This is a genomic window from Geotalea daltonii FRC-32 (assembly GCF_000022265.1).
Taxonomy (GTDB): Bacteria; Desulfobacterota; Desulfuromonadia; order Geobacterales; family Geobacteraceae; genus Geotalea; species Geotalea daltonii.
Genome location: NC_011979.1, coordinates 575,069 through 588,335, shown reverse-complemented (window position 1 = coordinate 588,335; position 13,267 = coordinate 575,069). Strand labels below are relative to the sequence as shown.

Sequence of the window (13,267 nt, the reverse complement as noted above, 5' to 3'; positions counted from 1 at the left end):
TGCCAGCGCCACAGATACATGGAAAGGAGGAGTCGATTACTGTCTCACCGCTGCACACGCACCATTGCATTCATCTTAAAAGGAGAGTGACACCATGGCTTTAAAAGAAACACTCAGACAGAAGATCGAGGCATTCCGCCCGCGCACGACAAAGCTGGTCAAGGAATATGGCAAGGTCAAGATCGACGAGGTCACCATCGAACAGTGCATCGGCGGCGCCCGTGACATCCGTTCGCTGGTAACCGACATTTCCTACCTGGACCCCCAGGAGGGGATCCGTTTTCGCGGCAAGACCATTCCGGAAACGTTCGCCTGCCTCCCCAAAGCGGCCGGTTCCGACTATCCGACCGTGGAGGCGTTCTGGTACTTCCTGTTGACGGGGGACATCCCCACGCAGGCGGAGATGGAAGAGGTTTTGACCGAGTGGAAACGCCGCCAGAACGTTCCATCATACGTTTTCGACACCATTCGCACCCTGCCCAGGGACAGCCATCCCATGGCGATGCTTTCCATCGGCATCACCGCCATGCAGCGGGATTCCAAGTTCGCATCCCTTTACAACGCGGGTAAATTCAGCAAACTGACCGCCTGGGAAACGGTCTACGAGGATGCCTGCGACATTGTCGCCCGGATCCCGGTTATTGCGGCATTCATATACAATCTGAAGTACCGGGAAGACCGGCAGATCGCCATCGACCCAAACCTGGACATGGGGGCCAACTTCGCCCACATGATCGGCCAGGGCAAGGCATATCAGGATGTGGCCCGCATGTACTTCATCCTCCACTCCGACCACGAGTCGGGCAATGTCTCAGCCCACACCACCCACCTGGTCCATTCGGCCCTCTCCGACCCGTATTACGCCTATGCGGCCGGGCTGAACGGCCTTGCCGGACCACTCCACGGCCGCGCCAACCAGGAGGTGCTAGACTGGACCATCAAATTCCAGGAGAAGTACTGCAAGGACCAGGAACCGACCAAAGAGCTCATCACCAAGGCGTTGTGGGACACCCTCAATTCCGGCCAGGTGATTCCCGGCTACGGGCATGCAGTTCTGCGCAAGACCGACCCCCGCTATACCTCCCAGCGTGAGTTCTGCCAAAAGCATCTGCCAAACGACCCTCTCTTCAAGCTGGTCTCCATGATCTTCGAGGTGGCGCCCGGGGTGCTCACCGAGCACGGCAAGACCAAGAACCCCTGGCCCAACGTGGACGCCCAATCGGGGGTCATTCAGTGGCATTACGGTGTAAAGGAGTGGGACTTTTACACGGTGCTGTTCGGCGTCGGCCGGGCACTGGGGTGCATGGCGAATATCACCTGGGACCGGGGGCTGGGTTACGCCATCGAACGGCCGAAATCGGTCACCACGGCCATGCTCGAAGAGTGGGCCGCCAAGGGTAGGCGGTAACCGCCAAGATTGCCGGAACTACAAGATTTTTTTCAGCATTTTTATGTAAACATTAAAATAGAACAGGAGAGATCACCATGTCTGAATATGGCACTCTGGAAGAGCGGGTACGTTGCAAAGCATTGTTGAAGAAAGTAATGCGACCGGAAGAAACTATTCCCTTCTTTAAAAACGGCATGAACCTGGGCTGGTCGGGTTTCACCCCGGCCGGGTATCCCAAGGCAGTGCCCATTGCCCTGGCGGACCATGTGGAAAGGAACAACCTGCAGGGAAAACTGCGCTTCAACATTTTCACCGGCGCATCGGTAGGCGCGGAAACGGAAGACCGGTGGGCTGAACTGGACATGATCGACCGGCGTTGGCCCTACCAGACCGGCAAAAACATCGCCGCCGGTATCAATGAAGGGCGCATCCGCATGGGAGACAAGCACCTCTCCCTCTTCGCCCAGGACCTGGGTTACGGCTTTTATACCAAAGACACGGAGAGCGGCAAGCTTGACCTGGCCATCATCGAGGTTTCCGCCATCACCGAAGACGGCGGACTGGTGCCAACTTCGTCGGGCGGGGTAATCCCGGAGATCCTCATGATCTGCGACCGGGTCATCGTCGAGGTCAATGTGGGACAACCATCCTTCGAAGGGATGCACGACACCATTATCTGTGACAATCCCCCCCATCGGCAGGTGCTGAACATCACCAGGGCCGATTCACGGATCGGCACCGGCGCTGTCCCCTGCGATCCGGCAAAGATCATTGCCGTGGTGGAATCGCGGCACCGGGACAATGGCCGGGCATTTTCCGAGCAGGATGAAACCTCCGAGGCCATTGCCAGCCATATCATCGATTTCTTCTCCCATGAAGTGAAGGCGGGGCGCCTGCCGAAAAATCTTCTGCCCCTCCAGTCCGGGGTCGGTTCCATCGCCAATGCGGTTATCGGCGGCCTGGCAAAAGGACCGTTCAGCGACCTGAGTGTCTACACCGAGGTGCTCCAGGATACCATGCTCGACCTGATAGACTCGGGTAAGCTGGACTGCGCCTCTTCCTGCTCCCTCTCCCTCTCCAAGGACGAGGGCTTCCCCCGGTTCTTCGCCAACATGGACAAGTATGCCGGCAAGATCCTCATCCGCCCGCTCTCCATTTCCAATGCCCCGGAACCGATCCGGCGACTGGGGGTCATCGCCATGAACACGCCGGTGGAGATCGACATCTATGCCCACGCCAACTCAACCCTGGTGGGAGGCACCCGGATGATCAACGGTATCGGCGGCTCGGGCGATTTCCTGCGCAACGGCTACCTGAAAATCATGCACACCCCTTCCAGCCGTCCTTCCAAGATTGACCCGAACGGTATCACCTGCGTCGTGCCCCACTGCTCCCACATCGACCACACTGAGCACGACCTGGACGTGGTGGTGACCGAACAGGGGCTGGCCGACCTGCGAGGACTGGCTCCCAAAGAGCGAGCGCGCCGCATTATCGAAAAATGCGCCCACCCCGACTACAAACCGATCCTCGCCGCCTACCTGGAAATCGCCACCAGGGACTGTATCGCTCGGAAAGTAGGACACGAGCCCCAGCTGTGGGATCGGGCCTTCAAGATGCAGCTGAACCTTGCCCAGCATGGCACCATGAAGATCAAGAACTGGGACATAAAGATAGATCTGTGCAATTGAACCGGCTAATGCCGGAAAGTTGGCATCAAGTACCTGACAAGGAGAACACGGATATGACACATACGCACAATGCCGCCACCGCCTTCGCCATTAACGACACCACGGCTAATCCGGCCCCCCTGGGGCTGTTGGGCTTCGGCATGACCACCGTCCTTTTGAACCTGCATAATGCCGGCATGTTTCCCCTGGATGCCATGATCCTCAGCATGGGGATCTTCTACGGCGGTCTGGGCCAGATCATTGTCGGCATCATGGAGTGGAAGAAAAACAATACCTTCGGCGCCACCGCCTTTACCTCCTATGGCCTTTTCTGGCTCTCTCTGGTGGCCCTCATCATGCTCCCCAAGACCGGCTATATCCAGGCGCCCGGTGAATCGGCCATGACCGCCTATCTGGTCATGTGGGGCATCTTTACCGGAGCGCTCTTCATCGGCACATTCAAGATGAACAAGGCGCTGCAGGTGGTGTTCGGCTCATTGTTGGTGCTCTTTTTCCTCCTGGCAGGGGGTGATTTTACCGGGAATCAAGCCATAAAGACCATCGCCGGTTACGAAGGGATATTCTGCGGATTCTCGGCCATCTATGCCGGGCTGGCCCAGGTGCTCAACGAAGTCTATGGCCGGACGGTCGCCCCCCTGGGGTTGGTCCGAGACCCGGGGTAGCAAGTAACATTCACGCTTTTATCCCCGCGCGCATAAAAAAGCCCTCCCGTGCCCTGACGAGAGGGCTTTTACAACGCAATGCCTGCCGGAGTTCACACCTTCCCCTTCAGCTTGTAGACATAAGCAAGAATCTCCGCCACCGCCGCATAGAGCGCCTCGGGGATCTCCTCTCCCTCTTTCACCTGGGCAAAAAGCTCCCTTGCCAGGGGGCGGTTCTCCACCAGGGTGATATTGCTCTCCCGGGCGATTTCCTTGATTTTCTGGGCAAGAAAATCGGCTCCCTTGGCCAGCACCACCGGCGCGGCCATTTTCTGCCGGTCATATTTCAGGGCCACGGCAAAATGGGTCGGGTTGGTCACAACCACGTCGGCAGTGGGAATGATGAGCCGCATTCTTCTTCTTGCCTGATCGTACTGCTTCTGCTTGATCTTTCCCTTGATATGTGGGTCACCTTCCGCATCCTTGTTCTCATCCTTAACCTCCTGCTTGGTCATCTTCAGGTTCTCGATGAAGCGCCACTTGACGAAGGCCAGGTCCAGCACCGCCAGGATGAATAGAACGCCACAGGTATGGATGACCAGTTTGAAGGAGATGTGGCTGACAAATTCGGCAATGGCCGGTATATCCATGTCCACCAGGTAAATGACGCTGTCCACCTCGTCCCGCATGACCTTGTAGGCCATGTAACCGACAATGATGATCTTGAGGAAGGATTTCAGCATCTCCACCACGGCATCCTTGTTGAAGAGCCTTTTGATGCCGTGGACAGGATTCAGCTTGTCCAGATCGAAGCCGATTTTTTCGAAGGAGGTGGAGATGCCCCCCTGGCTGACTTCAGCCGCAAGGCTGGCAACGATGACGATCAGCAGGAAAGGCGCCAGCACCAGGGTCATGGTCAGGAAAAGCTTGAGCATCAGCATATAAATGCCTGCCTCGGTGAATTCCTTGGTACTGAGGCTGGCAAAAATTTCGGCGCTGCTGCTTTTCAGCTTGGAGGCCATGAAGCCGCCGGTCACATAGAGGGCAATGATACCGCTGGTCAGGGAAAGGGTCGAGGTAAGGTCCCGGCTGCGGGGAATGTTACCTTTCTCCTTGGCTTCCGAGACCTTTTTATTGGTCGGCTGTTCTGTTTTGGAATGTTTGTCTTCTTCGGACATGGTGCTAGGCCAGGAGCTTGAAGAGAATTTTTATCTGCCTGTCGATGCCGCCGAAGGAGTTCTGCAGGGTGCGGAGAAAGGCGAGCAGGGAGAGGCCCAAGGCGAGAAAACCTATGCCGATATTGAGCGGCATGCTGACCATGAAGATATTCATCTGGGGAAATGCCCTGGCCATGATCCCCAGGGCGACACTGGTTGCCAGCAGGGCGACCATGACCGGCGCCGCCAGTTTGACCCCCAGAATGAAGACAGCGCCGATGCTGGTAATGAAGAATTGCATCAGTTCGCCGCTCATGTGCCAGGCCCCCACCGGGATGACCTGATAACTCTCGACAATGGCCCGTATAAAAATGTGATGTACCCCCAGGGCTACGAAGAGGAGCATGGCCAGTATCCCCTGGAAGAGGGACATGGTCGGCACATTGGACTGGGTGTTAGGGTCGAAGAGAGCGGCAATGGATATGCCCATCTGCATGCCGACTATCTGCCCGCACATTTCTACGGCGGCGAAGATCGCCTGGGAAATGATACCCAGGGTCAGACCGATCAGGGTTTCACGAATCACCAGCAGACCGATGGAAATGGAGTCTCCGGGCAGCGGCGGCACCTGCATTTTGATGATGGGAAAGAGCAGAAGCGCCATTGACATGATGACGGCCATTTTGATCCGCATCGGCACCGACTTGCCACCAAAGAGCGGAATTGCCGAAAAGAGACCGGCCATCCTCCCCACCACCAGGCTGAAGAGGGTGAAATCGCTGATGGTGGCAAAGGGGATGGCGAACACGTCAGTGCCTCATGTTGGGGATCATGTTGTATATCTCACGGGTAAAGTCGCTCATGTAGCTCATCATCCAGGGGAAAAAGATGATGAGAGCAACCATTACCGCAGCAATCTTCGGTGCAAAGGCGAGGGTCGCCTCGTTGATGGAGGTGATTGCCTGAAAAATGCTGATCAGAAGCCCCACCACCAGGCTGAAGGTAAGAAGCGGAGCGGATAAAAGGAGCGTCGTCTCGAAACTGCGGCGCGCCAGCTGGACAACCAGGTCGGAAGTCATAAATTCTCCTGAAACTAAAAGTTCGAGGTTCGAAGTTCAAAGTTCGAAGTTCAAAGTTCGAGGTTCGAGGTTCGAGGTTCGAAGTCACCCGTCACCAATCACCGCTTCACCGTCACTAATCACCGCTTCACCGTCACCAATCACCGCTTCACCGTCACCAATCACTAATCACTAATCACTAATCACTAATCACCAATCACCAATCACCGTTTTTACCCAAAGCTTTTCACCAGTGATCCGATAATCAGTCCCCAGCCGTCAACCAGGACGAAGAGCAGGATCTTGAACGGCAGGGAGATCATTACCGGAGGCAGCATCATCATCCCCATGGACATGAGCACCGAGGCCACGACCATGTCCAGCACCAGGAACGGTATGTAAACCAGGAAGCCGATCTGAAAGGCGGTTTTCAACTCGCTGATCATGTAAGCGGGAATGATGGTCATGGTCGGAATGTCATCGGCATTTTTCGGCCGGGGCAGCTTGGACAGGTTGATGAACAGCGCCAGATCCTTCTCCCTCACCTGGGAGAGCATGAACTTCCTCACCGGCGCCACCGCCCGCTTCAGGGCCTCGTCCTGGGTGATGGTCTGCGCACGGTAGGGCTGAAGAGCCTGAACGTTGATCTGTTGCCACACGGGCGCCATGATGAAGAAGGTCAGAAACAGCGACAGGCCGATGATGATCTGATTAGAGGGAGCCTGCTGGGTACCCAGGGCGTTACGCAGAAATGAGAGGACGACGACGATGCGGGTAAAGGAGGTTGTCATCATCAAAAGTCCGGGAGCCAGGGACAACACTGTCATGAGGAAGAAGATCTGCAGAACGACAGCCACGTCGCCAGGTTTCGACACCTTGCCCATGCCGACACTTACCGTGGGCAGAGCGACCGGCTCGGCAAAGGCCGAAGCCGCAGTGAGAAGAAAGGCGATCACCAATAAGGGTTTAAGAATTTTGCCGCCATTCACAGTGCTTCACTCCGTTTTTTCGGCAGGGCAGCCAGGCGCATCAGGCCGGGGACTCCTTCCTTGATGGCAGCCAGCCGCTCGCGCATCTGGGCGGAGAATTGGGCCACATTCTGGCGCTCCTCCACCACCTCTATCTCTTCCACCATGTCGATCTGTTTGACCAGTTGCAGTCGGTCACCGCAGTTGCTGAGCAGCAGATACTCGCCCCCAACCTCCACCAGCATCAGGGATTTTTTCGGCGCCAGAAAGCGGCTCTCAACCACGCGGATATAGCGTGCGACCCCTTTTCCGGCCGGGGCGATCTTCAGCCATTTGCTGGACAGGTGATAAAAGAGAAAAATGAGGCCCAGCACCAGGGCCAGCGATCCCAGCATCTGGAAAAAGCCCGCCACCAGGCTGAATTCGCCGCTGCCGCTATCAGCGGCAACTGCACTGGCCGGAAACAAAAAAAGGGCTGACAACACCAGGGCTCTCATAGCGCCTTTTCCACCCGCTCGTTGGGGCTGACGATATCCACCAGCCTGATGCCGAACTTGTCGTTGATGACCACCGCTTCACCGCGGGCAACCAGCTTTGAGTTGACGAAAACGTCCAGCGGTTCTCCCGCCAGTTTCGACAACTCGACCACCGCCCCCTGGTTCAGCTGCAATATGTCCTTGACCAGCAATTTGGTCCGCCCAAGTTCCACGGTCAGCTGCAATGGAATATCCAGAATGAAATCAAGATTTTTCATTTCAGCGTTCTTCTGTTCTTCCAATTCGCCTGTTTCAGTCACCGCGCGTCCCTCCCTGGAAAATCCGACTGATCTGCACCGCCTTGTTGCCCCCCCGGACCCCCGGCAGCCCCATAAACTTCTTCACGCCTCCCACCTTGACCAGCAACTCATTGCGACCGCTCTCCTCCAACATCACCGTATCCCCAGGGGACAGGTTCAGGAGTTCGGCAAGGGTGATGGAGGAATTGCCCATTTCCACCGAGATCTCCAGGGGTGCCTCCTTCAGTTCTTCCGACAGGCGGATGGACCATTGGGGATCAACGGCCATCATGTCTACCTGCAATCCGCTCTTCAGCTTGTCGCGGATGGGATCCACAGTCATGTACGGAACGGCGAGAATCATCGAGCCCACCGTTTCCTCGATCTGGATCTTGAGCGACATGGTAACCACCTGGTATTCCGGGGGGACGATATTGACCAGCCGCGGATTCATCTCCATGCGCAACAGGTTCATCTTCACGGCCAGGAGCGGTGCCCACGCCTTTTCCATGTCGGCCAGGACGTCCCTGATGATCTTTTCCACCAGCCGCAGTTCGATAGGGGTAAACAGGCGGTTGTTGGCAGGGATGTTGGGGACCCCGACGCCGCCGAGAATGCTGTCGACGACGGTGTAAACAAAGGTGCTGTCCACGGCGATCAAGGCTGCCCCCTTGAGGGGCTCTATTTTATAGATGGCCATGCAGACCGGTGAAGGAAGGGACTGGAGGAAGTCGTCAAACTTGTAAGGTCTCGCACCTACCTTTTTGATCTCCACCATCTTGCCCAGACGGTTGGACATATTGACCCGGTTGTAACGGATGAAACCGTCATAGATGATATCCATATTGGGGACAAAGCCCCGGTGGGCATCGGAGTTGAAGAGATCGTAAGTGCTGACCTGTCCCTGGGTTCTGGCCAATTCCTTGGCCGGCTCGATGCTCCCCTCGAAAACGGCACTGAGCAACGCCTCTATCTCTTCCTTTGTCAGTATCTTTTCCATGACGGCTGTCCCTATTGCACGACGAAATCGGTGAAATAAACCTTGATGACCTTGCCCGGCCCGAGAATCTTGACAGTCGTACTCAATATTTCATCACGCAGCTGGTTCTTCCCCTGCAGGTCCTGAACCTCACGCATGGTCTTGGTCGTCAGCAGAACGAGGACGGCATCCCGCAGGGCGGACTGCTGGGCATCTATTTCTGTCTTGATCTCTGCCGCGGCCATCTCGAATTCAACCTTGATCTTCAGGTAACGTAGTTCCTGACCATCGTATATATTGACAATGAACGGCTCTAGGGGGTAAACGGTGGCAGCAGAAGCCTTTTCGCCCCCCTCCCCCTTTTTTTCCGCTTTTGCTTCCTGGGCCTTTGCCGGCTTTTCCCCCTTACCCCCTCCCATCATCATTGCGACAATGACGGCTATGACTATCAAAGCCAGCACGGCAGCACCGATGATGATAAAAAGCTTCTTGTTATCCTTGGCAGGAACAGCCTCTTCCTTTTGCTCGGCCATGGGAACATCTCCTTTTTCTCTGGAATATCAGCTAGTTTTACAAAGCTCTTCCATTACTGCAACGGCAATGCCAGCAGCTAACAGTCATCATTCTGTCTCAGGCTGGCAGCGGCTGCTCCGGGCACAACCGCCTAACATGCCTGTTCTAAAGGGTTTTTACCGAAAACGACAGTGAGGTGGGGAAATATTTGGCGGCAGTTCGATGAAATATTTTGAAGGAGGGGTCAATGTTTTGACAAAAAGGGCCGCAGCATGGAGACTGCGGCCCTGTGACATGAATTATCGTTTCAGGTTAAGTACTTCCTGGGTCATTTCATCTGCGGTAGTGATGGTCTTGGAATTTGCCGAGTAAGCCCGCTGGGTGATGATCATCTTGACGAACTGGCTGGCCAGGTCCACGTTGCTCTGTTCCAGGGAGTTGGAGAGGACTTTTTCGCTGGTGCCGTTCGGTTGATTGCCGGCGAGGGTAAAACCTGCCGCCGATACTCCCGAGGTTGCCGTTGCCTTATACAGTGAGCCGCCTGCCTTCTCCAGGCCCGAAAGATCCGTTGCCGAGACAACTGCCAGTCTCTGCACCGCCGCTGCGTTGGCAGTGGTGGTTGGCAGGCCGGCTACGCCGGTGGTGCTGTAATAGAGGTTGGTAATGCCGTCTTGGGCAAGATAGGTAATAAGGCCGTTGGGCTCCACCTTGACGACTTTCGAAAAATTCTGGTCTGCTGTACCACCGGTGTAAAACCGGATCGGCTGACCGGCTGTGTCAAGCACCTGGTAACCATCCGGATTTACAAGATAGAGATCCTTATCCACGTGAAAGGCCCCTGCCCGGCTCAGAAAAGCCGCATTCTGGGCGGCCACCGGTGCGACAGTCGTCGGCGGTTTGAGGGCAAAAAAGCTGTTCCCCTGGATGCCCAGATCAGTGACATTTTCCGTGCTTTCGAAGCTCCCCTGGCCGAAGAGGTTTTCCACCTTCTGTATCTGCATGCCGCGGCCGATTTGGGAATTGTTGCCGATATTCTGTGACAACATGTCCGAAAAGAGCATCCTGGCGCCCTTGAAGCCGACTGTGTTCACGTTGGAGATGTTGTTGCCGATAACGTTCATTGCCTCGCCGTTGTTCAAAAGACCGCTGACACCGGTAAACATTGCACTGGTTATACTCATTGTTGCCTCCCGTTAGTTGTTCGGAACACCTCTGTCGGTCGGTGCTCCTTGGGGCTTCCTCCTGGAGGGCCAGCCCTTGTAAAAGTTCTATGTTCTATGTTCTGGGTTCTCTAAAAAATTACGGCGGAGTCGATGTTAGTAAAGACGTTGCCGGCCATCTGGGTTTTATCCATGGCCGTTACCACTGTCCTGTTTTTGACACTGACGACAAAGGCAGCATCACCAAGCATCACCAGGGAATCCTTGCCCCCCTTTTGGGCAACGCTGTCAACTGCGCCTTCCAGCTTTTTCATGTCGGTCTCGGTCAGGTTGATTCCCCGCGCCTTCAGCCTCTCCTGGGCATGCTGGGAAAATTTTACCCCCTGGCTGGGCAGTTTGTTTTCCAGGATTTTGGCAAAGGGTGATTCTCCGCCGATGGATTTTTCCTGTACCTGCTTAATCGAGGGCTGCCGTGACGACGGCTGGATAGGTTGTGGAAAAAATATCTCGTCGATCACCTATGCTCCCCCTTTGACACTGATGACACCGGACAAGGGTACCTGCAGCGCCCCCACGGTAAGAACCGGACCGGAGCTCCCCATTTCCACACCGTCAACCTTGCCCCGGATAAGGGGAGTACCGCTAAAGGCCGCACCATCGGCATCGGTCCCCTTGACGGTCACATTGTAAATGCCTGTTGTCACCGATTGTCCCTGGTTGTTGGTACCGTCCCAGGCAAGTGATGCGTAGCCGGCAGCAGTGAGCCCCTGAGTCAGGGTCTTGACGGTGGCGCCGCTCTCGTCGGTAATGGTGATCGTCACCGTTTGGGCAGTGGAAGAGAGATTGTAGTCTATGGTGCTGGCGCTGCCCGACTGGTGGCTTATCTGGCTGCCGGGAGCCAATATGGACTTGCCGATGAAGGAGACCGCAGAAAGTGACGCCATATTGTTGCTCTGGGTCAGGATGCTCTGCAGGTTGGTGTTGGTGTTGTAGGACTGCTCCACCTCGGTAATCTGGGCCAGCTGCGTTATGAACTGGGAGCTGTCCTGGGGGTTGAGCGGATCCTGGTTCTGCAGCTGTGTCACGAACAGCCGGAGAAAATCGTCCTTGTTGAGCCCGGTTGCCTTCTTCATGGCTGCCGCTGCTGCAGTGGTGTCGCTTGTCGATGTGACCGTACTGACCATACTTTAACCTCCTCTTGTCAGAATCTCACGTCAACCAGCCCCTGGCCGGTCCCTGTCAGATAGCTGACCCGTTTTTCCTCTCCGTCGGCAAACGTACCCCCCATGGCCGCATAACTATTGTAAGAGCGGTTCTGCGGCACCCATTTCTCTCCACCCGACTGCTGGCTGAAGCCGTAATTGCCGCCGGTGGAGACATTGAAGCGTTCCATGGTGACGTTCTGTTTTGACAATGACTCCTTAAGGGTGTCGATGTTTGCCATGAGGACATCCCTGACCATGGCATTTTCTGCCACGACCTCCACCTTGAGCCGCTGCCCTTCCATGCTGACGTTGATTTTCAGCTCTCCCAGTTCGGCCGGATTGAGCGTCAAGGTGATCTGCCTGCCTTCTTTAGGGTTATGCAGTGTCAGGCTTTCCTTTACCTGGGAAACGATGCTTTCCGCCGTGGCAGTGGCTGGTGCCTCCCCCTTGTACGGCGTTTCGGAGATGGCTGAAGTTTTCACCACTTCGCCGGTTGCAGCAAACTGCAGCTGGCTGTTCATTCCTCTTTCACCGGTGGCCGAGTTTCCGCCACTGTCGCCCAAATCCGGTGAAAAGGGCTTGCCAGTGGTTTTTATTTCCGGCATTTCTTTCTGCCCGCTGGCTGCGGCATCCTTGCCTGCCGTTGCCGGTTTGCTTTCTGCAGTTTCCACGTGGCCGTCACCTGCTCTCACCGTCATCCTGTCCTGCACCTGCCTGACGGTCTTCTCCTTAATACCGGGTGCTTCTGCCGGGGTAGTCTCAACCGTTATGGCCGGTGTCGTTTCCTGAGTTTCAGTTTGGCCACTGATTGTTACCGGTGCACTTTTTCCCAGCCCCGGATCTGCTTTGGCAACAACTTCCGTCGCCTTTGTCCCCTCGACAGACAGTTCTATACCCGATTCAAATAACGGAGAAGCAACGGAAACGGTTGCCGATGCCGGAATTCCATTGCCGGAGGGCACAACCACCCGCTCAGGAAGTTCCACCTTCTTTGCCGCACCAGCCTCAGGGGCAGCTTCCGCCAACACCGGCTCGACTTCGGCAGTTGCTGTTGTCTTGCTGATCCTGGTTTGAGGTATGCTTTCCGTCTCGGCTTTCTGCCGGTTCTCAGATGGCGGCTCCGTCTCCCCCTGTTTCTGCTGTGGCATAACTGCTGCCGTTTCAGCAGTCTTCATCATGGCCTCCCCATGGAAAGGTTCCGTTTTTACCTCTGGGATCGGCTCTTTCTGTGCCTGAATCAGCGGCTGTGGCGGTACCTGCACCTGCGGATCGGGGAGTTTGGCTACGGGAACCTGCACCTCCGATGGTAATTGTTTCCCAGTCTGCACCTGAAGTTGAGGTGTTTCGGTCTGAGCCCGGTTCTGGTTTTGCTCCTGGGGCTGTATCGGAATTGCCCCAACGGCAATGGTCGTCTGTTGAACCGTCAGAAGGAGCTGGTCCCCTTCAAGGGCCACTGGTGAGACTTCTGCCTCATCTCCTTTTTTTACCGGCTCTGCATTGCCGGCAGATGCCGATTCCGGCACGGCGGCCCTTGGTTCTTCCCCTTTGAGCACATCCGCTGCAGGTTCCATAGCTATGTTACCGAGCAGTTCGGCAAAGGTTGGGCCGGCATTCAGAAAAGCACTGTTGACGGCGGCCGCTTTGCCAATTGAAACAGGTGTCACAAGGGGAATAAGTGCTGCCCCTTGGGACGGTAGTACTACTTGCATGTTGTCCATTTTCTCACCTCC

The 13,267-nt window shown here is 55.9% G+C and carries 15 protein-coding genes; 3 read left to right on the top strand and 12 right to left on the bottom strand.

Going from position 1 to position 13,267, the window contains the following annotated elements:
- The first annotated feature begins 94 nt into the window (after window positions 1–94).
- The 3 genes from GEOB_RS02545 to GEOB_RS02535 all read left to right on the top strand — a co-directional run bounded on the left by GEOB_RS02545 (window position 95) and on the right by GEOB_RS02535 (window position 3,743).
- Window positions 95–1,408, top strand: coding sequence for a citrate (Si)-synthase (locus GEOB_RS02545; protein ID WP_012645612.1), 1,314 nt, complete (start codon window positions 95–97; stop codon window positions 1,406–1,408).
- 77 nt (window positions 1,409–1,485) lie between these two features.
- Window positions 1,486–3,081, top strand: a complete 1,596-nt coding sequence (locus GEOB_RS02540) for an acetyl-CoA hydrolase/transferase C-terminal domain-containing protein (RefSeq protein ID WP_012645611.1) — start codon at window positions 1,486–1,488, stop codon at window positions 3,079–3,081.
- A 53-nt stretch (window positions 3,082–3,134) separates the two neighbouring features.
- Window positions 3,135–3,743 carry an acetate uptake transporter gene (locus tag GEOB_RS02535; protein ID WP_012645610.1) on the top strand — a complete coding sequence of 203 codons (609 nt, stop codon included), beginning with the start codon at window positions 3,135–3,137 and terminating at the stop codon, window positions 3,741–3,743.
- A 92-nt stretch (window positions 3,744–3,835) separates the two neighbouring features.
- Here GEOB_RS02535 and flhB read toward each other — a convergent pair whose 3' ends face one another.
- The 12 genes from flhB to GEOB_RS19190 form a co-directional block, all read right to left on the bottom strand.
- Window positions 3,836–4,900, bottom strand: a complete 1,065-nt coding sequence (gene flhB / locus GEOB_RS02530; RefSeq protein ID WP_012645609.1) for a flagellar biosynthesis protein FlhB — start codon at window positions 4,898–4,900, stop codon at window positions 3,836–3,838.
- 4 nt (window positions 4,901–4,904) lie between these two features.
- Window positions 4,905–5,687, bottom strand: coding sequence for a flagellar biosynthetic protein FliR (fliR, locus tag GEOB_RS02525; protein WP_012645608.1), 783 nt, complete (start codon window positions 5,685–5,687; stop codon window positions 4,905–4,907).
- 1 nt (window position 5,688) lies between these two features.
- Window positions 5,689–5,958 (bottom strand): flagellar biosynthesis protein FliQ, encoded by a 270-nt coding sequence (gene fliQ, locus GEOB_RS02520; protein WP_012645607.1) that lies wholly within the window; start codon window positions 5,956–5,958, stop codon window positions 5,689–5,691.
- 212 nt (window positions 5,959–6,170) lie between these two features.
- A complete protein-coding gene (gene fliP / locus GEOB_RS02515; protein ID WP_012645606.1) occupies window positions 6,171–6,926 on the bottom strand; it encodes a flagellar type III secretion system pore protein FliP in 756 nt (251 codons plus the stop codon).
- Entirely contained in the window at window positions 6,923–7,402 is a 480-nt protein-coding gene (locus GEOB_RS02510) for a FliO/MopB family protein (protein WP_012645605.1), read from the bottom strand. Before GEOB_RS02510 ends, fliP begins: the two co-directional genes overlap by 4 nt.
- The gene (fliN, locus tag GEOB_RS02505) at window positions 7,399–7,659 is read right to left on the bottom strand and encodes a flagellar motor switch protein FliN (RefSeq protein ID WP_083767190.1); all 261 of its coding nucleotides are present in this window, start codon (window positions 7,657–7,659) and stop codon (window positions 7,399–7,401) included. The genes GEOB_RS02510 and fliN overlap by 4 nt, the downstream gene beginning before the upstream one ends.
- Before the next feature lie 34 nt (window positions 7,660–7,693).
- Window positions 7,694–8,680 (bottom strand): flagellar motor switch protein FliM, encoded by a 987-nt coding sequence (fliM, locus tag GEOB_RS02500; protein WP_012645603.1) that lies wholly within the window; start codon window positions 8,678–8,680, stop codon window positions 7,694–7,696.
- Window positions 8,681–8,691: 11 nt separating this feature from the next.
- Complete coding sequence (locus tag GEOB_RS02495; protein WP_012645602.1) at window positions 8,692–9,192, bottom strand: flagellar basal body-associated FliL family protein; 501 nt, start codon at window positions 9,190–9,192, stop codon at window positions 8,692–8,694.
- 279 nt (window positions 9,193–9,471) lie between these two features.
- Window positions 9,472–10,353, bottom strand: coding sequence for a flagellar hook-basal body protein (locus tag GEOB_RS02490; RefSeq protein ID WP_012645601.1), 882 nt, complete (start codon window positions 10,351–10,353; stop codon window positions 9,472–9,474).
- A gap of 110 nt (window positions 10,354–10,463) precedes the next feature.
- A complete protein-coding gene (locus GEOB_RS02485) occupies window positions 10,464–10,850 on the bottom strand; it encodes a TIGR02530 family flagellar biosynthesis protein (RefSeq protein WP_012645600.1) in 387 nt (128 codons plus the stop codon).
- Window positions 10,851–11,516: a flagellar hook assembly protein FlgD gene (locus GEOB_RS02480; RefSeq protein ID WP_012645599.1), complete on the bottom strand. Its 666-nt coding sequence runs from the start codon at window positions 11,514–11,516 to the stop codon at window positions 10,851–10,853.
- Between the two features lie 17 nt (window positions 11,517–11,533).
- Window positions 11,534–13,255 carry a flagellar hook-length control protein FliK gene (locus GEOB_RS19190; RefSeq protein WP_012645598.1) on the bottom strand — a complete coding sequence of 574 codons (1,722 nt, stop codon included), beginning with the start codon at window positions 13,253–13,255 and terminating at the stop codon, window positions 11,534–11,536.
- Window positions 13,256–13,267: the final 12 nt, after the last annotated feature.

What these genes read in the sequence shown, in the direction of transcription:
- GEOB_RS02490 (WP_012645601.1), bottom strand. Translation starts at nt 10,353, where the DNA reads ATGAGTATAACCAGTGCAATGTTTACCGGTGTCAGCGGTCTTTTGAAC.
- fliM (WP_012645603.1), bottom strand. Translation starts at nt 8,680, where the DNA reads ATGGAAAAGATACTGACAAAGGAAGAGATAGAGGCGTTGCTCAGTGCC.
- GEOB_RS19190 (WP_012645598.1), bottom strand. Translation starts at nt 13,255, where the DNA reads ATGGACAACATGCAAGTAGTACTACCGTCCCAAGGGGCAGCACTTATT.
- GEOB_RS02545 (WP_012645612.1), top strand. Translation starts at nt 95, where the DNA reads ATGGCTTTAAAAGAAACACTCAGACAGAAGATCGAGGCATTCCGCCCG.
- fliN (WP_083767190.1), bottom strand. Translation starts at nt 7,659, where the DNA reads ATGAAAAATCTTGATTTCATTCTGGATATTCCATTGCAGCTGACCGTG.
- flhB (WP_012645609.1), bottom strand. Translation starts at nt 4,900, where the DNA reads ATGTCCGAAGAAGACAAACATTCCAAAACAGAACAGCCGACCAATAAA.
- GEOB_RS02480 (WP_012645599.1), bottom strand. Translation starts at nt 11,516, where the DNA reads ATGGTCAGTACGGTCACATCGACAAGCGACACCACTGCAGCAGCGGCA.
- fliQ (WP_012645607.1), bottom strand. Translation starts at nt 5,958, where the DNA reads ATGACTTCCGACCTGGTTGTCCAGCTGGCGCGCCGCAGTTTCGAGACG.
- GEOB_RS02510 (WP_012645605.1), bottom strand. Translation starts at nt 7,402, where the DNA reads ATGAGAGCCCTGGTGTTGTCAGCCCTTTTTTTGTTTCCGGCCAGTGCA.
- GEOB_RS02540 (WP_012645611.1), top strand. Translation starts at nt 1,486, where the DNA reads ATGTCTGAATATGGCACTCTGGAAGAGCGGGTACGTTGCAAAGCATTG.
- GEOB_RS02495 (WP_012645602.1), bottom strand. Translation starts at nt 9,192, where the DNA reads ATGGCCGAGCAAAAGGAAGAGGCTGTTCCTGCCAAGGATAACAAGAAG.
- GEOB_RS02535 (WP_012645610.1), top strand. Translation starts at nt 3,135, where the DNA reads ATGACACATACGCACAATGCCGCCACCGCCTTCGCCATTAACGACACC.